Source organism: Ruegeria sediminis, assembly GCF_005938215.1.
GTDB classification, from domain to species: Bacteria; Pseudomonadota; Alphaproteobacteria; order Rhodobacterales; family Rhodobacteraceae; genus Ruegeria; species Ruegeria sediminis.
Genome location: NZ_VCPD01000007.1, coordinates 184456 through 203731, shown reverse-complemented (window position 1 = coordinate 203731; position 19276 = coordinate 184456). Strand labels below are relative to the sequence as shown.

Here is a 19276-nt window from a genome sequence, read left to right as displayed (position 1 = left end):
TTTTTCGTATACGGGTAACAATATAAAGTCTACACAAAATGAGTCCGCCATGACTATCCACGCGAAAACCGCCTTGTTAGGCTCTGATTGGGTGCATGATCTGCGGGTCAAGGTATCCGGCGGACGGATTGCGGGGCTCGAAACGGGCGCGGTTCCGGCGGCGGGGGATGTGCGCATCGACACGCTTCTGCCAGCGCTTGGCAACCTGCACAGCCATGCCTTTCAGCGCGCGATGGCGGGGATGACCGAAACGCGCGCCGCCGGAAAGGAAAGCTTCTGGACCTGGCGCAGCCTGATGTACCGTTTCCTGGATCGCCTGACGCCCGAGCAGGTCGAAGCCATCGCCGCGCTGGTCTACATGGAGATGCAGGAGGCCGGCTATGCCTCGGTCGGTGAATTCCACTATGTCCACCACCAGCCGGGCGGAACGCCCTACGGCAGACTGTCCGAACTCAGCCAGCGCATCTTCGCCGCCGCGCGGCAGACCGGGATCGGCCTGACCCACCTGCCGGTGCTCTACACCTATGGCGGCGTCAGGCAGGAGCCGCTGTCGGGCGGGCAGTTGCGCTTTGGCAACGACGTGGACCAATTCCTGAACCTGGTGTCGGAGTGCCGCGGCGCTCTGCCCGAGGCGCATCCCGATACGCGGGTCGGCACCGCGCCGCATTCCCTGCGCGCGACTTCGCCCGCCGATCTGGCGGCCGTTCTGGCGCAGATGCCGGAAGGGCCGGTGCACATCCACATCTCCGAGCAGCTTCAGGAAGTCGCGGATGTCGAGGCCAGGTTCGGCCAGCGCCCGGTGTCCTGGCTGCTGGACAACGTGGCGGTGGACGCGCGCTGGTGCCTGATCCACGCCACCCACATGACCGATGACGAGACCGCCCGCATGGCCCGGTCCGGAGCGGTCGCCGGGCTGTGCCCGATCACCGAATCCAATCTGGGCGACGGCATCTTCAACGGAGCAGTCTACGTGGAAAACGGCGGTGCCTTCGGTGTGGGATCGGATTCAAACGTGCGGATCTCGCTGACCGAAGAGTTGCGCACGCTGGAATACTCGCAACGCCTTCGCGACATGGCGCGAACGGTTCTGGTTCCGGGCGAGGGCTCGGTCGGTCACGCGCTCTACACCGGCGCGGCGCGTGGCGGGGCGCAGGCGCTGGGCCGCGACGCGGGCGAGATCGCGGTCGGCAGGCTGGCCGATCTGGTGGCCATCGACCGAGAGCACCCGTCGCTCTGCGCGCTGGCCGATCATCAACTGCTGGACGGGCTGTGTTTCGCCGCGCCGGATGCGGTCGTCACCGACCTCTGGTCGACCGGCAGGCACATGGTGCAGGGCGGGCGGCACGTTGCGCGCGACGCCATCGTGGCGGGCTATCGCAATGCGTTGGCCGAGCTTCTGGCCGCAGCCTGAAACGGGACCAAAAAGCCTGATTTAGAGACGAAAAAGGCGTTCCATAGCCATCATGACACAACCCGGCGAAACCACCAGCTACCGCGACATCAAGCGCACCGTGCTCGAAAGGATCCGGTCCGGGACCTGGCGCCCGGACACGCTTCTGCCCAACGAGCAGGAGCTTGCGGTCGAGTTCTCCTGCACCCGGACGACGGTCAACCGCGCGCTGCGCGAACTGGCCGAGGAAGGTTTTCTCGAACGGCGTCGCAAGGCCGGAACGCGGGTGCTGAGCGCGCCGCAAAGGCAGGCGCGCTTCACCATTCCCCTGGTGCGGGACGAGGTCGAAGCCGGCGGCGGCCAATACCGCTATGCGCTGGTCTCGGCCGAACTGCAGCCTGCCCCGGAATGGCTCAGCGCGCGGCTGCAATTGCGCGCGGCGCAAGAGGTGATGCATGTCCGCTGCATGCACTATTCCAGCAACACGCCCTTCCAGTACGAGGACCGCTGGATCGTCGCCGAAAGCGTGCCCCAGGTGGCGCAGGCGGATTTTTCCGCGACCGGCCCCAACGACTGGCTGGTGCAGACCGTTCCCTTCACCAATGTCGAACTGACTTTCCTCGCCAGCCGCGCCGACGCCACCTTGGCCGGCTTCCTCGACATGCCCGAGGGCGAGCCGGTCTTCACCGCCGAAAGGACCACCTGGCTGCAGGGGCGCCCGGTGACCTTCGCCAAGCTCTATTTCGGCGCGGGATACAGGATGACGACGCAGATCTGACGCATTGGACGGGTGCGCCGTCGCGCACCCTTTACGATTCCCGAATTCCGCGACAGTTTCGGAGGCAACCCCGCCCGGCGACCCATGCCGCGGCCCGCAAAGGATCGCACGATGCCCAACCCGCTCTATGACCGCCTGTTCGGAGTTCACGCCGGCAAGGACACGCCGTTCCTGCACCTGCCGGACGGCGAGGTGATCACCCATGCCGGGTTTCTGGACACCGCCGCGCGGATCGCCAACGCGCTGACCGGCCTGGGACTGGAGCCCGGGAACCGGGTCGCCGTGCAGGTCCAGAAATCGCCCGAGGCGCTGGCGCTCTATGCCGCAAGCGCCCAGGCGGGGCTGATCTTTCTGCCGCTCAACACCGCCTACACGGTCGATGAACTGACCTATTTCATCGACAACAGCGGCGCCTCCCTGATCGTCTGCGACGGCGCCGGCGAAGACGCGCTCGCCCCGGTGGCGACTGAGGCGGGCGCGCAGATCCTGACGCTGAACGCCGACGGGACCGGCAGCCTGATGCGCCGCGCGCTGGGCATGTTGCCGGCCTTCGCCCCGGCCAAGCGGACCGAAGAGGATCTGGCCGCCTTCCTCTACACCTCCGGCACCACGGGCCGGTCGAAAGGCGCGATGCTGACGCAGAGGAACCTGCTGTCGAACGCCGAGACGCTGGCGCGGGAATGGCGTTTCACCAGCGGCGACGTGCTGCTGCACGCCCTGCCGATCTTTCACACGCACGGGCTTTTCGTGGCGACGAACGTGGTGCTGGCGACCGGCGGCAGCATGATCTTCCTGCCGCGGTTCGATCTCGACGACATCCTGCGCCTGATGCCCGGGGCGACGGCGATGATGGGGGTTCCGACCTTCTACACCCGCCTTCTCGACGACGACCGGTTCACCGGCGATCTGGCATCGCACATGCGCCTCTTCGTCTCGGGTTCCGCGCCGCTTCTGGCGGAAACCCATGCCCGGTTCGAACAGCGCACGGGCCACCGCATTCTCGAACGCTACGGCATGACCGAGACCAACATGAACACCTCGAACCCCTATGACGGCGAGCGCCGGGCCGGAACCGTCGGCTTTCCGCTGCCCGGGGTCGAGTTGAAGATCACCGACCCCGAAACCGCCGAGACCCTGCCGCAGGGCGAGATCGGCCTGATCGAGGTGCGCGGCCCCAACGTCTTCAAGGGCTACTGGCAGATGCCGGAAAAGACCGCCGCCGAACTGCGCGAGGACGGGTTCTTCATCACCGGCGACCTGGGCCGGATCGACTCCGACGGCTATGTCCACATCGTCGGCCGCAACAAGGACCTGATCATCTCGGGCGGCTACAACATCTATCCCAAGGAGATCGAACTGCTGCTGGACGAACAGCCCGGTGTGCTGGAAAGCGCGGTGATCGGCGTGCCGCACCCGGATTTCGGCGAGACCGTGCTGTGCCTCATCGTGCCCGAACCGGGGGCGAAGCCGGATCTCGGCGCGGTGATGCAGGCGGTAAGTGCCAGCCTCGCCCGGTTCAAGCATCCGCGCAAGCTGATCCTGCTGGACGAGTTGCCGCGCAACACCATGGGCAAGGTGCAGAAGAACGTGCTGCGCGAGACCTACAAGGACATGTTCGCCACCAGCTGAGGCGACTGGGTCCGTTCAGGGTTTCAGCGGCACCCGGCCCCTGTCCGTCAGCAGCCAGCAATCCCGGCCTTCGAACACGGCGGCCGCCAGCGGCCTGCCATATCCCGCGCCCGTGTCCAGATTGACCCGGTTGCCGCGATGTTCGGGCTGGCGGGCCGGGGTATGTCCGTGGACCACCAGCCAGGGGTGGGGCCGCAGGTCGTCCAGGAACTCGTGCCGGATCCAGATCAGGTCGTCCTCGGTCTGCCGGTCCAGCGGCACGCCGGGGCGGATGCCCGCATGCACGAACAGCAGCCCGTCCTCCTCGTGCCAGGCGGGCAGCGACTCCAGGAACTGCCGATGCGCTTCGGGAATGGCGGCGCGCGCCTTCTGGTGCACCTGGTAGATGCGGTCGCCGTCCTTCACCTCGACGCCGTATGACGCCAGGGTTTCCGGGCCGCCGAGGCTGTCATGCAGCCAGTGATGCCCGATCAGCAGGCGTTCGTCATTGGCGGGATAGTCGCGCAGGAACAGCGCGAACATGCGGTCGTGATTGCCCTTGAGCGTGATCCAGTCCCGCCCGGCGCGCTTGCCTTGCACAAGGATGTCCAGCACGCCGCGGCTGTCCGGGCCGCGGTCGGTGTAATCGCCCAGAAACACCACCCGCGCATCCCGGCCGCCATCGGCGTCGATCCGGGCCAGCGCGGATTCGAGCATTTCCCGCTGTCCGTGGATGTCGCCGATTGCGTAGATGGGGCGGGTCATGGCGGTCCTCCGGGTTCCTGCGCTCCCCGTTCTGTCGCATCGGCGCCGCCAATGGAAGGGGTCGGGACCGTGGTTTCGCGACCTTGGCGCTCGGGCCGTTCAGCCCGCGGCGCCGCGGGCAAGAAAAACGCCGCCCGTGCAGGGGCGGCGTTTTCAGGCGGTCCGGGGCTCAGCCCACGTCGAACTCCAGCGGCTTGATCTGGGTGAACAGCCCGGTTTCGGCCAGCTTGGCCCGGGCCTCGGCCGGGACCGGCTCATCGACGTAAAGCAGCGCGATGGCCTCGCCGCCAGCATGGGTGCGGCCCAGGGTGAAGTTGGCGATGTTGACGCCGAAATCGCCCATCGTGCCGCCCAGGGCGCCGATGATGCCCGGCACGTCCTCGTTGGTGGTGTAGAGCATGTGCGCGCCGACCTCGGCGTCGATGGTGATGCCCTTGATCTGGATGAAGCGCGGCTTGCCGTCCGAGAACACGGTGCCCGCGATCGAGCGTTCGCGCTTGCCGGTCACGACCGTCACCTTGACGTAGCCGTCGAAGGTTCCCGACTTGTCCTGGCTGGTGGTCGAGATCTGGATGCCGCGCTCCTTGGCCACGATCGGCGCCGAGACCATGTTCACCTCGGGATTGACCCGTTTCATGATCCCGGCCATCAGCGCGCAGTTCAGCGCGGCCAGGTTCATCTCGGACGCGACCCCGTCATAGAGGATGTTGATCGCCTTGATCGGCTCGTCGGTCATCTGGCCCACGAAGCTGCCCAGGTGGCCGGCCAGCTTGATCCACGGCCCCATGATCTTGGCCTCTTCGGCGGTGACGCTGGGCATGTTCAGCGCGTTCTCGACCGCGCCGGTCAGCAGGTAGTTCGAGATTTGCTCGGCCACCTGCACCGCGACGTTTTCCTGCGCCTCGGTGGTGGCGGCGCCCAGGTGCGGGGTGCAGACCACGTTGGGCAGGTCGAACAGCGGGTTGTCCTTGGCCGGTTCCACGCTGAACACGTCGAAGGCCGCGCCGGCCACATGGCCGGATTTCAGCATCTCCGCCAGCGCCTCCTCGTCCACCAGGCCGCCGCGGGCGCAGTTGACGATGCGCACGCCCTTCTTGGTCTTGGCCAGGTTCTCGCGGCTCAGGATGTTGCGGGTCTGGTCGGTCAGCGGCACGTGCAGGGTGATGAAATCCGAGCGCGCCAGCAGCTCGTCCAGTTCCACCTTCTCGACCGCCATCTTGTCGGCCTTCTCCTGGCTCAGATAGGGGTCGTAGGCGATGACCTTCATCTTCAGGCCATGCGCCCGTTCGCAGACGATGCCGCCGATGTTGCCCGCGCCGATCACGCCGAGGGTCTTGTTGGTCAGTTCGATCCCCATGAACTTGGACTTTTCCCACTTGCCCGCATGGGTCGAGGCGCTGGCCTCGGGGATCTGCCGCGCCACCGCGAACATCATCGCGATCGCGTGTTCGGCGGTGGTGATCATGTTGCCGAAGGGCGTGTTCATCACGATCACGCCCTTTTTCGACGCCGCGTCCTTGTCGACGTTGTCGGTGCCGATGCCGGCGCGGCCGATGACCTTCAGCCGGTCGGCCTTTTCGAGGATCTTCTCGGTCACCTTGGTGGCCGAGCGGATGGCGAGGCCGTCATACTGGCCGATGATCTCGGCCAGCTTTTCCTTGTCCTTGCCCACGTCGGGCAGGAAATCCACGTCGATGCCGCGGTCGCGGAAGATCTGGACGGCGGATTCGCTGAGCTTGTCGGAAACGAGTACTTTCGGGGCCATTTCGATTGGTCCTTTGAATGGGTCTGGGAATGGCGGGCCGAAGCCGGCCCTGCGTTTGCGTCGGCCGCGGGCCGGGCCTCAGCCCGGCACACGTTTCTCAGGCAGTCTGCACCTGCGCTTCGATCTCGGCCTGGAAGGCCCATTCGAGCCAGGGCAGCATCGCCTCGATGTCCGAGGTCTCGACCGTGCCGCCGCACCAGATGCGCAGGCCCGCCGGAGCGTCGCGATAGGCGCCGATGTCAAAGGCCACGCCCTCGGTCTCGAGTCGCTTGGCCACAGCCTTGGCAAAGGCCGCGCCGTCCGCGATGCGGCCGTCGGTGAACTTCAGGCAGACGCTGGTGTTCGACACCGTCGCCGGGTCATGGGCCAGGAAGTCGATCCAGCCGTGCAGCTCGACGAAATCAGCGATCGCCTTGGTGTTGGCGTTGGCGCGGGCGATCAGCCCCCGCAGGCCGCCGACCGAGCGGGCCCAGTCGAGCGCGAAGAGGTAATCCTCGACCGCCAGCATCGACGGGGTATTGATGGTCTCGCCCTTGAATATCCCCTCGATCAGCTTGCCGCCCTTGGTCAGGCGGAAGATCTTGGGCAGCGGCCAGGCGGGCGTGTAACTTTCCAGCCGCTCCACCGCGCGGGGGCTGAGGATCAGCATTCCATGCGCGGCCTCGCCGCCCAGCACCTTCTGCCAGCTGAAGGTGGTCACGTCCAGCTTGTCCCAAGGCAGGTCCATCGCGAAGGCGGCGCTGGTGGCGTCGCAGATCGTCAGCCCCTGACGGTCGGCCGCGATCCAGTCGCCGTTCGGCACCCGCACGCCCGAGGTGGTGCCGTTCCAGGTGAACACCACGTCATTTTTGAAATCGACCGAGGCCAGATCGACGATCTCGCCGTATTCGGCGGTCTTGACCTCGGCATCGATCTTCAGCTGCTTGACGACGTCGGTGACCCAGCCCGCGCCGAAGCTTTCCCAGGCCAGCATTTCCACCTTGCGCGCGCCCAGCAGCGACCACAGCGCCATCTCGACCGCGCCGGTATCCGAGGCGGGGACGATGCCGATGCGGTAATCCGCGGGGATGCCCAGGATCTCGCGCGTGCCCTCGATCGCGGCTTTCAGCTTGTCCTTGCCGACAGCGGCGCGGTGCGAACGGCCCAGGGCGGCGTCCGCGAGCTTGGCAAGATCGAATGTGGGGGGCTTGGCGCAGGGGCCGGAGGAAAAGCGCGGATTGGCCGGCCGCGTCGCCGGTCGTTCGATGGTCATAGGTGTTACCCTTCCAGATATACGCCCCTCGTTGGGGAGGGGTGTCCCACGACCAGAGCTACGCCGCCGCGTTGCGGCAGGCAAGCGGGAAAATGATCCGATATCGGCGCTTTGTTGTTCAAATCCGACGCCCGAAGGCTACGATCGGAAACTTCCGTTACGCGTTGCAGCCCAGACCCGGCCGCCGGACGAACGGGTGGACTTGCATGAATATTTGAAAAAAGGTGAAGCGGCGCAGAGGGTTGCGCGGGCCGGGCCGCGACTTGCGGTGACTGGTGCGTCGGGGACGGGGTCGGGGACGGCGAACGACACGGCGTCTGGCGGAATTTCTGCACCTGCGCTATGCGCGGGGGACAATACAGGAGAATTCGGATGTACGTTGCCACCCTGCTGACCAATCCCGGCGCGCCCTCTCTCGAGCCGTCGCTGGTCGAATCGCTGCGCAACGCCTGGGGCGGCGGCGATGCGGTCTGGCTGAACCCGGACGTGGCAGCCGAGTTTGCGCTGGCGCAGGTTCCGGCCAACCGCTGGGACGTCTGGGCGGAGCTGCAGGAGATCGGCGTCGACCTGGTCGTGCAGACGGCGGAAGGGCGGCGCAAGAAGATGCTGCTGGCGGATATGGACAGCACCATGATCCAGCAGGAATGCATCGACGAACTGGCGGACGAGGCGGGCGTGGGCGACCGCGTCAAGGACATCACCGCGCGGGCGATGAACGGCGAGCTGGATTTCGAAGGCGCTTTGATCGAACGGGTCGGACTGCTCCGGGGGCTGGGCGAGGGCGTGATCCTCAAGGTTCTGAACGACCGGATCACCCTGATGCCGGGCGGATTGGAACTGGTGGCGACCATGCGGGCCAACGGCGCCTACGCGGCGCTGGTCTCGGGCGGGTTCACCGCCTTCACGGCGCGGGTCGCGTCGATGCTGGGTTTCGACGAGAATCGCGCCAACACGCTGCTGGTCGAAGACGGCCGGCTGAACGGCGACGTGCAGCGCCCGATCCTGGGGCGGCAGGCCAAGGTCGACGCGTTGGTGCAGATATCGGCGCGGCTCGGCATTGCCGAAGCCGAGGTGATCGCCGTCGGAGACGGGGCCAACGATCTGGACATGCTGGGGCGCGCGGGAACCGGGGTGGCGCTGCATGCCAAGCCCTCGGTCGCCGCGCAATGCGACGTCCGGGTCAATCACGGCGACCTGACGGCACTTCTGTACCTGCAGGGCTATTCCAAGGACGAGTTCGCGACGCCCTGACCGGCCTTCGGGGCCGGCAATCTGCCGCTTTCCTTTGTTTAACGCATGTGTTAAATATCGGGACATGACAGATTTGCTGGCCGCCTTCTCCGCGCTCTCCGATCCCACCCGCTTTTCCATCGTCGAGCAGTTGATGGACGAGGGCGAGCTGCCCGCGGGCGACCTGATCCGGGGCAAGGGCATGTCGGGCGCCGCGATCTCGCGCCACCTCAAGGTGCTGCGCGAGGCGGGGCTGGTCCGGCATCGGGCCAAGGGAACCATGCGGCTTTATTCGGTGCAGCCCGAGGGGCTGCGCGCCATCGCGGATTGGACGATTTCCAGGCGGCGGTTCTGGGAAACCAGCCTCGACCGCCTGGGCGAGGCGTTGGAAAGGGAGAACACATGGCCGACCTGAGACTGGTGCGGGAATTTCCCGTCAGCCCCGAAACCCTGTTCGCCTGGGTCAGCGACGGCGCCAAGCTGTTGCAGTGGTGGGGGCCCGAAGGGATGCATGTGCCCGAACACAACCTGGATTTCTGCCGCCCCGGCCCGTGGTATTCGGTGATGATGAACGGCGAGGGCCAGACCTACAAGGTTTCGGGCCAGGTCACGCATGTGAACCCGCCGGTTTCGGTCGGCTTCACCTGGGCCTGGCATGACGAGAACGACAAGCGCGGCGAGGAAAGCCACGTGACCTTCACGGTCGAGGCCACCGACACGGGCGCGCGGCTGGTGCTGGATCACCGCGACCTCGGCGACGACGAGATCGGCCAGAGCCACAAGGAAGGCTGGACCTCGTGCCTGCGCAAGCTCGAAGCCGTGTTGCAATGAATTTTCAGCAAGGGAGGAAAGACAATGCCTGATTTCGTTTTCGCCTATCATGGCGGCAAGGCCCCGGAAAGCCCCGAGGAAGGCAAGCAGGTCATGGCGGCCTGGCAGGCCTGGTTCCAGAACCTGGGCGACGCGGTGGTGATTCCCGGCGCCCCGGTGGGCATGTCCAAGACCGTCAGCGCCAGCGGCGTCGCCGATGACGGCGGGGCCAACCCGATCTCGGGCTATTCGGTGGTCAAGGCCGCCGACATCGCCGCCGCGACGGAAATGGCCAAGGGCTGCCCGATGGTCGTGTCCGGCAACGGCTCGGTCGAGGTTGCCGAGGTCATGGAAATGTGATCTCGCCCGAACCGGCCGTCAGGGAAACCCGGCGGCCGGTTTGATCACGCCGCAGTCGATGCCCCGCCGGTTGAGCAGAGGCGCGTTCATGAACCTCCGCGTCGCCGGGTGGTCGGCCTCCAGCACGCCCAGTTGCACCAGAATCGCGGCGATCGCGCATTCGCTGGCGCGCGTCGCGCCATCCGCGATCTTGACCGCCACGCCCATGCGTTTCCCGGGGATGATGGCGACGAACACCGCCTCGGCCCCGGTCTTGATCGCGGCCCGCCCGTTCATCGCGCGCATCAGCTCGGTGCAGGCGCGCCCTTCGCCGGCCACCAGTTCCGGATGCCGCATCATCGCGGCGGTCAGCTGCCGGGCGGCCGCGCTCTGGCGGTCGGAACGGTCGCCGGCCGTGGCGAACCAGGCCATCGCCCGCGCAAGCCCCTCCAGCGAGGTCGCGAAATTGGGCGCCGAGCAGCCGTCGATCCCGTAGGTCGGGCTCGCCTCGCCGGTGACCTCCTCGAAGGCGGCAAGGCAGGCTTGCTGCACCGGATGGTCGATCTCGACATATTCCGGTCCCGCGCCCATGTGCTGCGCCATCGTCAGAAAGCCGGAATGCTTGCCCGAGCAGTTGTTGTGCATCTGGCAGGGCACGGTATCGGCCAGGATCAGCGCGTCGCGGGCGGCCATGTCGCCGGGCTCCTGCGGCCCGCAGCGCAGGTCGTCGTCGCCGAGACCCAGGTGTTCCAGCCAGGCCGCCACCCGGTCGGTGTGGATCGCGGCCCCCGAATGCGAGGCGCAGGCCAGCGCCAGATGCTCCGGGCCCAGCCCGTACTTGGCCGCCGCGCCCGAGGTGATCAGCGGCAGCGCCTGGATCATCTTGCACGAGGATCGCGGATAGACCGTCGCCCTCGGGTCGCCCCAACTCTGCACGATCCGGCCGGTGTCGTCGCAGATCACCGCATGTCCCAGATGCAGGCTTTCAAGCAGCGTCCCGCGCCAAACTTCGGTCATTGCCACCGGCTGCGTCATGACGTCCCCTCGCTGAGTGCGCAAAATTCTGCCAATCGCCCTTTCGCCCATGGCGAAACCTGCGATAGTGTGTGTATGTCGGCAAACGACGGGATGCGCAACATGAGACGGGTCGCCAAGACCTGCCGGCATCCCCGGTAACTTGAGGTTTAAGTCGGGCTAGGAGGCTGGACAAATGGGATCAAAGCTCGTCCGCGTCATTGCGGGCCTGTGCATGGCCGGAATGGCCACCACCGCAATCGCTCAACAGGCGACAAGCACCAACCGGGTCGCGGCCAAGACCGATTGGAGCGTGTTCGTCGAGGATGACCCGACGGAATGCTGGAGCGTCTCGGCGCCCAAGGAAACCGTCAACACCCGCGGCGGCCGCGTGGTGTCGGTGCGCCGCAGCGACATTCTGCTGTTCGTCTTCTACCGCCCCAAGGCGGATGTTAAGGGCCAGCTGACCTTCACGGGCGGCTATCCTTTCGCGCCGGGCTCGACCGTGAACCTCAGCGTCGACGGCAGCGAGTTCGAGCTGTTCACCGAAGGCGAATGGGCCTGGCCCGCGACCGAGGCGGATGACGCCAAGATCATCACCGCCATGAAGCGCGGCACCGAAGCGGTCCTGACCGCGCGGTCGGAACGCGGAACGCAGACCAAGGACACCTTCTCGCTGCTGGGCTTCACCGCCGCGATCGAGGATGCCGAAAAGCGCTGCACCAACTGAATCAGGCTGTCCGACGCCCCGAAAGCCCCGCCGTTCCGGTCGGGGCTTTTTCGGTTTGAGGAACGGGTTGCAGCGTATCGCGTCGTTGGCAGACGCCCGTAATGGCGCCGCAGAACGCTTGCGACCGGAAAGACGCCGAGGTCGGCGCGTTCACTCGGCAGCGGCCACTGGCGGCGTCGCCGGAATCATTTCGTCCAGAATGGCACCGGCCTCGTAGCCCAACAAATCGACTTCCATCCGCCCCGGATCTCCGAACGCCCACGCGCCCACATGCCGCTGCATCCGCACGTAGCCGGCATGACGCGCCAGCGCGTCCTTCCCATGGGCGTTTTCCGCAAACAGCACCTGTCCGGCCGCCACCTTTTCCGGCATCACGCGCTGCAGGTACAAAAGCACGACGTTGACGTTCTTCACGCTCGACCCGCCGTGATGCACGACATACATCCTCGCCCAATCCGCCTCGTCCATCGCGGCGCGCGCCTGGGACACGGCGGCGTGAAGCGCCGTCAACTCGGCGCGCGCGGCCTCGCGCATGTTCTCCACCCATGCCGGCCGCATGTCGTTGATGACCTTGGAGACGGCCTCGCGCGTCAGTTCATCCTGGTTCAGCGCGTTTTCCGTGAAGCTGCGCGCCGTGCCAAGCATCTTCCGTTGGCTGGCCAACGCCTCCTCCGACAGGCCGAGACCGTCGATGGCAGCGAGAAGAGCATCGATCTCGGTCGCTATGCTTGAAAAATCGCGCCGCCAGCGTTGCTTGCCGGCTTCTCCTTCGGGCCAGGGCGTGACCGCGCCGATGATCCCCAACAGAACATGCGATGTGGATTTCAACTGCTGATACCGCGGCGCGTTCCTGGGATATGTCGCCTCTCCCTCGTCCGAAATCACGGTGACGTCGCGCGCGATCACCATGATCGGCCGGGTTTCGGCGGTCAGCTGGTCCTGACTGCGGCGAAAGATCGACAGCATCGCCTTGTCGAAGGTGTCGACCGCATTCTCCGCGTCGCTCTGGTCGGCGGGCGCGTCGGTCGAAGAAAGAAGCATGGCTATGCCGAATGCGGCGGCTGCCTTGACGCTGCGCCTGGTCAGTGAATTCTGCATGGTGCACTTCCCCCGGGCTAGGTTCGCCGGGTCATCATACAACGTCGGCGCGCCCGGCGCGAACGCCGCGCCGAAGGCGCCATTCCCTCCCGATCCGCGCGAATCCTTTTGATCTTCGCCCGCTTTCCTATATAGAGGCGCATTCCAAGCCAGAATCCCGAGTTCCCGCCCATGTCCGCCAAAACGCCGATCACCCAAGACGTCATGACCATCCCCCGCAAGCTGCCCGAGGGGAAGATCAACCTTGTCGGCCTCACCCGCGACCGGCTGCGCGAGGTGCTGATCGAACATGGCACCCCCGAGAAACAGGCCAAGATGCGGGTCAACCAGATCTGGCATTGGATCTACCAGTGGGGCGTGCGCGACTTCGCGGCGATGACCAACCTCGCCAAGGCGTATCGCGCGCAGCTGGCCGAGGCTTTCGTGATCGAGATCCCCGAGGTGGTGACCCGCAAGGTCTCCGAGGACGGCACCCGCAAATACCTGGTCCGCATCGCCGGCGGACACGAGGTCGAGGTGGTCTACATCCCCGAAGAAGACCGCGGCACGCTCTGCATTTCGTCCCAGGTGGGCTGCACGCTGACATGTACATTTTGTCATACCGGCACCCAGAAACTTGTACGAAACCTAACAACCGCCGAAATCGTCGGCCAGATCATGATGGCGCGCGACGATCTCGAGGAGTGGCCGGTTCCGGGCGAACCCAAGAACGAGACCCGCCTTCTGTCGAACATCGTCCTGATGGGCATGGGCGAACCGCTCTACAATTTCGAGAATGTCCGCGACGCCATGAAGATCGCGATGGATCCCGAGGGGATCTCTCTGAGCCGCCGCCGCATCACGCTCTCGACCTCGGGCGTGGTGCCGGAAATCGCCCGCACGGCCCAGGAAATAGGCTGTTTGCTGGCCATTTCCTTCCACGCCACCACGAACGAGGTGCGCGACGTGCTGGTGCCGATCAACAAACGCTGGAACATCGAGGAACTGCTGCAGGCGCTGGCCAGCTATCCGAACGCCTCGAATTCGGAACGGATCACCTTTGAATACGTGATGCTGGACGGCGTGAACGACAGCGACGAGGACGCGCACCGCCTGATCGACCTGATCCGCAGCCACAACATCCCGGCCAAGATCAACCTGATCCCGTTCAACGAATGGCCGGGCGCCCCCTACAAGCGCAGCTCGAACAACCGGATCCGGGCCTTCGCCAACATCATCTACCAGGCCGGCTACGCCTCTCCGATCCGCACGCCGCGCGGCGAGGACATCATGGCCGCCTGCGGTCAGCTGAAATCGGCCACGGAACGCGAGCGCAAATCCCGCAGGCAGATCGAATCCGAAGCGGGCCTTTGAAAAATCAGGTGAAATCCGCTTGAGACCGGTTTAGGCTCGCATTCGATATCGACAGGAATTGAATGCGAGGTTTCTCCATGGTCCGTACCCTTATGTCGGTGGTCGCCCTGCTGATCGGCAACGCTGTCGGTCTGCTTCTCGCGGCGCTTCTGCTGCAGGGCTTTTCCATAGCGCCCCTGTCCCTGATCGTCGTGGTCGCCGTCTTCACCCTGGTGCAGGTGATCGCCGAACCGCTGATCTCGAAGATCAGCGAAAAGAACCTGCCGGCGCTGCAGGGTGGGGTGGCGCTGGTGGTGACCTTTGTGGGTCTTCTGATCACGGATGCCGTGACCAACGGGCTGACGATCGGCGGGATCTCGAACCTGTTCCTGGCGACGTTGCTGGTCTGGTTGGGCGCGCTGATCGCGGGGATCATCCTGCCGATCTACGTGTTTAAGGAACTGCGCGAAAACCGGAAATAGGCCGCGGCAAGCTTCAGGTGAGACCGTCGAGGCTTGCGGCGATCGCCTGCCACAATTCCTCGGCCGGTTCGCAGCCCACGGACAGCCGGACAAAACCCGGATCCACCGCATCGCCCCAGCGGGCACGGCGTTCTGCCGAGGTATGGACGCCGCCAAACGACGTCGCCGGCCGGATCAGGGGGCAGGAGTTGATGAATTTTTCGGCCTTCTCTTCGCTCTCCAGCGTGACGGACAGCAGGAACCCGAAACGCAGGGTCTGCGCCCTGGCCAGATCGTGGGCGGGATCGGCGCTCAGGCCCGGATAGCGGATCCGTTTCACGGCCGGATGCCCCGCCAGCCGCTCGGCCAGAACCCCGGCCGTATCGCACATGCGTTCGAACCGCACATCCAGCGTTTCAAGCCCGCGATGCAGCAGCCATGCCTCGTGCGGGCCGGGGATCGCGCCCGCGACCTTGCGCCAGTCCGCCACGCTCTGCATGACTTCGGAGGCGCGGCTGGCGACGTGTCCCATCAGCAGATCGGAATGCCCACCCATAGCCTTGGTATCCGAAGCAACGACCACGTCGATGCCCAGATCCAGGGGGCGCTGGCCCAGGGGCGTCAGCGTCGTGTTGTCGGCGATGGTGATGCCGCCCGCCGCCCGCACGTCATCGGCCACCGCAGCCAGGTCGATCATGTCCAGCCCCGGATTCGAAGGGCTTTCCACGAAGACCACATCGAACCCGGCGAATCCGCCGTCGCCAAAACCCGCCGTCGCGCGCTGTTCGACCGTGATACCCAGAGGCGCCAGGAACTGCTCGGCCAGCAGGCGGGTGACGTAATAGCCGTCCGACGGGATCAACACCCGGCTCCCTGCCTTGACGGTCGCGAACAGCGCCGCCGAGATCGCGGCCATGCCGGACGGAAAGGCCAGGCAGGGCGCACCTTCGAGATGGGCGAGGACGTGTTCCAGATGCTCCCAGGTCGGGTTGTTCACGCGGCCATAATTCGGAAACCCTTCGGGAGAGCCCGGCAGGTGGAACATGCTGCTTTGGGTCAGCGGCAAGGCGACCGGGTCGCCCTTCGCCAGCGTGTTGCCCCGCAGATGCAGCATTTCACCCATCTGCGGCCGGTCGTCATCGAGCATGTCCATCCGGGCGTCTCCTTCATCCAACACGGCCGCCATAACACTCAATCCCCGCCGGGAAAAGCCGCCCGCGCGCCCGAAACTTTCCCAATTCCCGGCAAACCCTCGCCGCGATCAACAATCAGTTTCGAAACTGGCAACAAGGCCATGGAGGATGGCATATGGCACGGGTTGAAATTGCACGCGACGCGATCGAGGCGGGCCTATTGGACCTGCTGCAACGGGAGCGGGACAAGTCCCTGAGCGCGCGGGAATGGAAGTTCCGTCTGGCGGGTTACGGCTATGCGATCAAGGAGGTGGCGGGCGCGCAGGTGCTGACCAAGCTGCCGCAGGGTGTCGAACTGGGTGTGTTGCCGGCGCATCTGCATTGATCCGGGCGGAACAAAGGCGCCGCTCAGACCGACACGACGGCAGGGCCGCTGAGCGCGCCGGTGAACACGCCGCCTTCGGAAGGGCTGGTATCCTTGCGCATGTGTTGCACGGCCTCGCGGACGCGGTTCCAGGAGCCCTCGTCGGGATACACGACCACGATCAACCCCTCGTACGGGCCGGTGCGCACCAGGTGACCGCTGCTGGCGCCCATGGCTTTGAGCTGGCTGAGTTTTTCCTTGGCCGTCGCGATCAGCGCCGCTTCGTTCAGGCTGTCGTCATAAGTCCAGTTTGAGACCGTTACATATGCCATGAGCCCCTCCCTTGGAAATGGACGGGCTCAGTGTAGCACGAATCGCCTCACCTCCCCGGAATTGTGTCGCGCGGCGGCGCGGGCTCCCAGTTCTCGATGATCTCCACGGCCTCCTGTGCGGTGTCCACGAACCGGAACAGGTCCAGATCCTCGGCCGAGATCGTGCCGGCATCGGCCAGCGCCTCCCAGTTGATGACCTTTTCCCAGAAGGCGCGCCCGAACAGCAGGAACGGAACCCGACCCATCCGGCCAGTCTGGATCAGCGTCAGGGATTCGAACATCTCGTCCATCGTCCCGAAGCCGCCGGGGAAGATGGTGATGGCCCGGGCGCGCATCAGGAAATGCATCTTGCGGATGGCGAAATAGTGGAAGTTGAAGCTGAGTTCCGGCGTCACGAACAGGTTCGGCGCCTGCTCATGCGGCAGCACGATGCTGAGCCCGATCGAGCATCCCCCGGCCTCATGCGCGCCACGATTGCCTGCCTCCATGACGCCCGGTCCGCCGCCGGTGACGATGACGTTTTCGCGGCAGCCGCTCTCCTTGGACTTCTCGGTCATCAGGCGGGCGAATTCGCGCGCTTCTTCGTAATACTGCGACAGTTCCGCCAGCGTCTGCGTGCGTGCCTTGTGCTTCTGCGACGGCTCGGGAATGCGCGCGCCGCCGAACATGACGATGGTCGAGGTGATCTGCCGCTCGGCCATCAGCATCTCGGGCTTCAGCAGTTCCAGTTGCAGCCGCACCGGGCGCAACTCGTCCCGAAGCAGGAAATCCTCGTCCGCGAAGGCGAGCTTGTAGGACGGGGATCGGGATTGCGGCGTTTCCGGAACGCCACGTGCAGTCGAACGGTCGGTCTGGGCATCGCGGAACGGGCTGCGGCGGTCTTCTTTCATTGCTGGGTGATCCCTGCTTGCGTGTTTTTCCAACAGCTATAGGGTTCGCGAACGGAGCGCCAGTGACGGGAACGTGAGAATGGATTGGAAAGCGGAAATTGCGGAGGCGGCAGATCGGATCGCGGGTCATGTGCAGGTGACGCCAGTGATCGAAACGCGCGGCTTCGGGCTAGATTTCCCGCTGGAGATGAAGCTTGAGCATCTGCAGCATACCGGCAGCTTCAAGGCGCGCGGGGCGTTCAATACCTTGCTCAGCTGCGATGTGCCGCCCGCCGGCGTGGTGGCGGCCTCGGGCGGGAACCACGGCGCAGCGGCGGCCTATGCGGCGCGCGCGCTGGGATACCCCGCCAAGATTTTCGTTCCTGAAATGGCCGGGCTGTCCAAGATTGCCCTGATCAGGGGCATCGGCGCCGATCTGAGCGTCGTGCCGGGGGAATACGCGAACGCGCTGGCCCAGGCCCGCGAGCACGAGACCGCGACGGGCGCAATGCAGATCCACGCCTATGACGCGCCCGCCACCGTCGCCGGGCAGGGAACCTGTTTCGCCGAATGGGAGGCGCAGGGTCTCCAGGCAGACACCGTGCTGATCGCCGTCGGCGGCGGCGGTCTGATCGCAGGCGCGCTGGCCTGGCTGCAGGGCGCGCGCAAGGTCGTCGCGGTCGAGCCGGAAACCTCCTGCGCGCTGAATGCTGCCCTGCGCGCCGGATCGCCCGTGGATGTCGAGGTGTCGGGCATCGCCGCCAACGCCCTCGGCGCCCGGCGCATCGGCGATATCTGTTTCGGCCTGTCCGGCGGGGTCGAGTCGGTGCTGGTGCCGGACGCGGCGATCGCGGCGGCGCAAAGGGCCCTCTGGCAAGAGCGGCGGATGCTGGTCGAACCAGCGGGCGCAACCGCGCTTGCGGCGCTGACCTGCGGCGCCTACCAGCCCCGGCGCGGCGAAAGGGTCGCGGTTCTGGTCTGCGGCGGGAACATCGCGCCCGATCCGTTCGCGGGCTGAACGCGCCAGGCCAGCATTATCTTCGGCCTTGCCGCATCGGATCGAATCTGCGTCGCATTGCGCATTGGCCCCCGCTTGCATATAGGCGACACCAACGCGACGAGATTCTGCAGGGAGAAGCCCCATGTCCAACGCAAAACTGGAAGCCGCGATCGAGGCCGCCTGGGAGGTCCGCGACACCATCACCCCCGCCACCAAAGGCGAGCAGCGCGACGCGATCGAAGAAACGCTGAACGCGCTGGACAGCGGGTCGCTGCGGGTGGCCGAAAAGCTTGGCGACGGCAACTGGCACGTGAACCAATGGGCCAAGAAGGCGGTTCTACTGGGCTTCCGCATCAAGGACATGGAGATCCAGTCGGGCGGCCCGCAGGGCGGCGGCTGGTGGGACAAGGTGGACAGCAAGTTCGCCGGCTGGGGCGCCGATCAGTGGAAGGCCGCCGGATTTCGCGCCGTGCCCAACTGCGTCGTCCGCAAATCGGCCTTTGTCGCGCCGGGCGTGGTGCTGATGCCCTCTTTCGTCAACCTCGGCGCCTATGTCGACGAAGGCACCATGGTCGACACCTGGGCCACCGTCGGCTCCTGCGCCCAGATCGGCAAGAACGTGCACCTTTCGGGCGGCGTCGGCATCGGCGGCGTGCTGGAACCGATGCAGGCCGGCCCGACCATCATCGAGGACAACTGTTTCATCGGCGCGCGCTCGGAAGTGGTCGAGGGCTGCATCGTCCGCGAAGGCTCGGTCCTGGGCATGGGTGTCTACATCGGCAAATCGACCAAGATCGTCGATCGCGAATCCGGCGAGGTCATGTACGGCGAAGTACCGCCCTATTCGGTCGTCGTGTCGGGCTCGATGCCGTCGAAGAACGGCATCAACCTGTATTGCGCCGTGATCGTGAAACGGGTGGATGAAAAGACCCGCTCGAAGACAGGGATCAACGAACTGCTGCGCGACTGATACGGCGCGTAGCAACGATATGAACGGCCGCGGCGA

The 19276-nt window shown here is 65.7% G+C and carries 21 protein-coding genes; 13 read left to right on the top strand and 8 right to left on the bottom strand.

Features of this window, described 5'->3' with window-relative positions:
- Nucleotides 1-49 precede the first annotated feature (49 nt).
- The 3 genes from FGK63_RS17950 (at nucleotide 50) to FGK63_RS17940 (ending at nucleotide 3797) form a co-directional block, all read left to right on the top strand.
- A complete protein-coding gene (locus FGK63_RS17950; protein WP_138844838.1) occupies nucleotides 50-1411 on the top strand; it encodes a formimidoylglutamate deiminase in 1362 nt (453 codons plus the stop codon).
- 52 nt (nucleotides 1412-1463) lie between these two features.
- Nucleotides 1464-2168, top strand: coding sequence for a histidine utilization transcriptional repressor HutC (locus tag FGK63_RS17945; RefSeq protein WP_138844836.1), 705 nt, complete (start codon nucleotides 1464-1466; stop codon nucleotides 2166-2168).
- Nucleotides 2169-2279: 111 nt separating this feature from the next.
- Nucleotides 2280-3797, top strand: coding sequence for a malonate--CoA ligase (locus FGK63_RS17940; protein ID WP_138844834.1), 1518 nt, complete (start codon nucleotides 2280-2282; stop codon nucleotides 3795-3797).
- 15 nt (nucleotides 3798-3812) lie between these two features.
- Here FGK63_RS17940 and FGK63_RS17935 read toward each other — a convergent pair whose 3' ends face one another.
- The 3 genes from FGK63_RS17935 to FGK63_RS17925 form a co-directional block, all read right to left on the bottom strand.
- Nucleotides 3813-4541 carry a metallophosphoesterase family protein gene (locus tag FGK63_RS17935; protein ID WP_138844832.1) on the bottom strand — a complete coding sequence of 243 codons (729 nt, stop codon included), beginning with the start codon at nucleotides 4539-4541 and terminating at the stop codon, nucleotides 3813-3815.
- Between the two features lie 169 nt (nucleotides 4542-4710).
- Nucleotides 4711-6306, bottom strand: coding sequence for a phosphoglycerate dehydrogenase (gene serA, locus FGK63_RS17930; protein ID WP_138844830.1), 1596 nt, complete (start codon nucleotides 6304-6306; stop codon nucleotides 4711-4713).
- Nucleotides 6307-6403: 97 nt separating this feature from the next.
- Nucleotides 6404-7558 (bottom strand): phosphoserine transaminase, encoded by a 1155-nt coding sequence (locus tag FGK63_RS17925; RefSeq protein ID WP_138844827.1) that lies wholly within the window; start codon nucleotides 7556-7558, stop codon nucleotides 6404-6406.
- Nucleotides 7559-7930: 372 nt separating this feature from the next.
- On the opposite strand from FGK63_RS17925, the gene serB reads away from it, so the two are divergent.
- From serB to FGK63_RS17905, 4 genes are all read left to right on the top strand, one after another.
- Nucleotides 7931-8809, top strand: a complete 879-nt coding sequence (serB, locus tag FGK63_RS17920; RefSeq protein ID WP_138844825.1) for a phosphoserine phosphatase SerB — start codon at nucleotides 7931-7933, stop codon at nucleotides 8807-8809.
- Nucleotides 8810-8873: 64 nt separating this feature from the next.
- Nucleotides 8874-9203, top strand: a complete 330-nt coding sequence (locus tag FGK63_RS17915) for an ArsR/SmtB family transcription factor (RefSeq protein WP_138844823.1) — start codon at nucleotides 8874-8876, stop codon at nucleotides 9201-9203.
- Nucleotides 9191-9619 carry an SRPBCC family protein gene (locus tag FGK63_RS17910; protein WP_138844821.1) on the top strand — a complete coding sequence of 143 codons (429 nt, stop codon included), beginning with the start codon at nucleotides 9191-9193 and terminating at the stop codon, nucleotides 9617-9619. The genes FGK63_RS17915 and FGK63_RS17910 overlap by 13 nt, the downstream gene beginning before the upstream one ends.
- A 24-nt stretch (nucleotides 9620-9643) precedes the next feature.
- Nucleotides 9644-9958, top strand: a complete 315-nt coding sequence (locus FGK63_RS17905; RefSeq protein WP_138844819.1) for a YciI family protein — start codon at nucleotides 9644-9646, stop codon at nucleotides 9956-9958.
- A gap of 18 nt (nucleotides 9959-9976) precedes the next feature.
- Here FGK63_RS17905 and FGK63_RS17900 read toward each other — a convergent pair whose 3' ends face one another.
- Nucleotides 9977-10972, bottom strand: a complete 996-nt coding sequence (locus FGK63_RS17900; protein WP_138844817.1) for an asparaginase — start codon at nucleotides 10970-10972, stop codon at nucleotides 9977-9979.
- Between the two features lie 175 nt (nucleotides 10973-11147).
- On the opposite strand from FGK63_RS17900, the gene FGK63_RS17895 reads away from it, so the two are divergent.
- On the top strand, nucleotides 11148-11681 hold the full coding sequence (locus tag FGK63_RS17895; protein ID WP_138844815.1) for an invasion associated locus B family protein: 534 nt from the start codon (nucleotides 11148-11150) through the stop codon (nucleotides 11679-11681).
- Nucleotides 11682-11831: 150 nt separating this feature from the next.
- On the opposite strand, the gene FGK63_RS17890 is transcribed toward FGK63_RS17895, so the two are convergent.
- Nucleotides 11832-12779: a hypothetical protein gene (locus FGK63_RS17890; RefSeq protein ID WP_138844814.1), complete on the bottom strand. Its 948-nt coding sequence runs from the start codon at nucleotides 12777-12779 to the stop codon at nucleotides 11832-11834.
- Nucleotides 12780-12950: 171 nt separating this feature from the next.
- Here FGK63_RS17890 and rlmN point away from each other — a divergent pair, with 171 nt between their 5' ends.
- Nucleotides 12951-14132, top strand: coding sequence for a dual-specificity RNA methyltransferase RlmN (gene rlmN / locus FGK63_RS17885; protein WP_138844812.1), 1182 nt, complete (start codon nucleotides 12951-12953; stop codon nucleotides 14130-14132).
- A 77-nt stretch (nucleotides 14133-14209) separates the two neighbouring features.
- Nucleotides 14210-14593: a phage holin family protein gene (locus FGK63_RS17880; protein ID WP_138844809.1), complete on the top strand. Its 384-nt coding sequence runs from the start codon at nucleotides 14210-14212 to the stop codon at nucleotides 14591-14593.
- Between the two features lie 13 nt (nucleotides 14594-14606).
- Here the strand turns inward: FGK63_RS17880 and FGK63_RS17875 are convergent, their stop codons facing one another.
- Nucleotides 14607-15725 carry a cystathionine gamma-lyase gene (locus FGK63_RS17875; protein WP_246044076.1) on the bottom strand — a complete coding sequence of 373 codons (1119 nt, stop codon included), beginning with the start codon at nucleotides 15723-15725 and terminating at the stop codon, nucleotides 14607-14609.
- A gap of 155 nt (nucleotides 15726-15880) precedes the next feature.
- Here FGK63_RS17875 and FGK63_RS17870 point away from each other — a divergent pair, with 155 nt between their 5' ends.
- Nucleotides 15881-16090: a hypothetical protein gene (locus tag FGK63_RS17870; RefSeq protein WP_138844808.1), complete on the top strand. Its 210-nt coding sequence runs from the start codon at nucleotides 15881-15883 to the stop codon at nucleotides 16088-16090.
- A 23-nt stretch (nucleotides 16091-16113) separates the two neighbouring features.
- Here the strand turns inward: FGK63_RS17870 and FGK63_RS17865 are convergent, their stop codons facing one another.
- A complete protein-coding gene (locus tag FGK63_RS17865) occupies nucleotides 16114-16401 on the bottom strand; it encodes a hypothetical protein (RefSeq protein ID WP_138844805.1) in 288 nt (95 codons plus the stop codon).
- A gap of 47 nt (nucleotides 16402-16448) precedes the next feature.
- Complete coding sequence (locus FGK63_RS17860; RefSeq protein WP_138844804.1) at nucleotides 16449-17291, bottom strand: LOG family protein; 843 nt, start codon at nucleotides 17289-17291, stop codon at nucleotides 16449-16451.
- A gap of 79 nt (nucleotides 17292-17370) precedes the next feature.
- Here FGK63_RS17860 and FGK63_RS17855 point away from each other — a divergent pair, with 79 nt between their 5' ends.
- A complete protein-coding gene (locus FGK63_RS17855) occupies nucleotides 17371-18288 on the top strand; it encodes a threonine/serine dehydratase (RefSeq protein WP_138844802.1) in 918 nt (305 codons plus the stop codon).
- A 124-nt stretch (nucleotides 18289-18412) separates the two neighbouring features.
- Complete coding sequence (dapD, locus tag FGK63_RS17850; RefSeq protein ID WP_138844800.1) at nucleotides 18413-19240, top strand: 2,3,4,5-tetrahydropyridine-2,6-dicarboxylate N-succinyltransferase; 828 nt, start codon at nucleotides 18413-18415, stop codon at nucleotides 19238-19240.
- The last annotated feature ends 36 nt before the right edge of the window (nucleotides 19241-19276 follow it).

Coding starts and splice junctions, on each gene's coding strand:
- FGK63_RS17950 (WP_138844838.1), top strand. CDS start 50: ATGACTATCCACGCGAAAACCGCCTTGTTAGGCTCTGATTGGGTGCAT.
- FGK63_RS17945 (WP_138844836.1), top strand. CDS start 1,464: ATGACACAACCCGGCGAAACCACCAGCTACCGCGACATCAAGCGCACC.
- FGK63_RS17940 (WP_138844834.1), top strand. CDS start 2,280: ATGCCCAACCCGCTCTATGACCGCCTGTTCGGAGTTCACGCCGGCAAG.
- FGK63_RS17935 (WP_138844832.1), bottom strand. CDS start 4,541: ATGACCCGCCCCATCTACGCAATCGGCGACATCCACGGACAGCGGGAA.
- serA (WP_138844830.1), bottom strand. CDS start 6,306: ATGGCCCCGAAAGTACTCGTTTCCGACAAGCTCAGCGAATCCGCCGTC.
- FGK63_RS17925 (WP_138844827.1), bottom strand. CDS start 7,558: ATGACCATCGAACGACCGGCGACGCGGCCGGCCAATCCGCGCTTTTCC.
- serB (WP_138844825.1), top strand. CDS start 7,931: ATGTACGTTGCCACCCTGCTGACCAATCCCGGCGCGCCCTCTCTCGAG.
- FGK63_RS17915 (WP_138844823.1), top strand. CDS start 8,874: ATGACAGATTTGCTGGCCGCCTTCTCCGCGCTCTCCGATCCCACCCGC.
- FGK63_RS17910 (WP_138844821.1), top strand. CDS start 9,191: ATGGCCGACCTGAGACTGGTGCGGGAATTTCCCGTCAGCCCCGAAACC.
- FGK63_RS17905 (WP_138844819.1), top strand. CDS start 9,644: ATGCCTGATTTCGTTTTCGCCTATCATGGCGGCAAGGCCCCGGAAAGC.
- FGK63_RS17900 (WP_138844817.1), bottom strand. CDS start 10,972: ATGACGCAGCCGGTGGCAATGACCGAAGTTTGGCGCGGGACGCTGCTT.
- FGK63_RS17895 (WP_138844815.1), top strand. CDS start 11,148: ATGGGATCAAAGCTCGTCCGCGTCATTGCGGGCCTGTGCATGGCCGGA.
- FGK63_RS17890 (WP_138844814.1), bottom strand. CDS start 12,779: ATGCAGAATTCACTGACCAGGCGCAGCGTCAAGGCAGCCGCCGCATTC.
- rlmN (WP_138844812.1), top strand. CDS start 12,951: ATGTCCGCCAAAACGCCGATCACCCAAGACGTCATGACCATCCCCCGC.
- FGK63_RS17880 (WP_138844809.1), top strand. CDS start 14,210: ATGGTCCGTACCCTTATGTCGGTGGTCGCCCTGCTGATCGGCAACGCT.
- FGK63_RS17875 (WP_246044076.1), bottom strand. CDS start 15,725: ATGGACATGCTCGATGACGACCGGCCGCAGATGGGTGAAATGCTGCAT.
- FGK63_RS17870 (WP_138844808.1), top strand. CDS start 15,881: ATGGCACGGGTTGAAATTGCACGCGACGCGATCGAGGCGGGCCTATTG.
- FGK63_RS17865 (WP_138844805.1), bottom strand. CDS start 16,401: ATGGCATATGTAACGGTCTCAAACTGGACTTATGACGACAGCCTGAAC.
- FGK63_RS17860 (WP_138844804.1), bottom strand. CDS start 17,291: ATGAAAGAAGACCGCCGCAGCCCGTTCCGCGATGCCCAGACCGACCGT.
- FGK63_RS17855 (WP_138844802.1), top strand. CDS start 17,371: ATGGATTGGAAAGCGGAAATTGCGGAGGCGGCAGATCGGATCGCGGGT.
- dapD (WP_138844800.1), top strand. CDS start 18,413: ATGTCCAACGCAAAACTGGAAGCCGCGATCGAGGCCGCCTGGGAGGTC.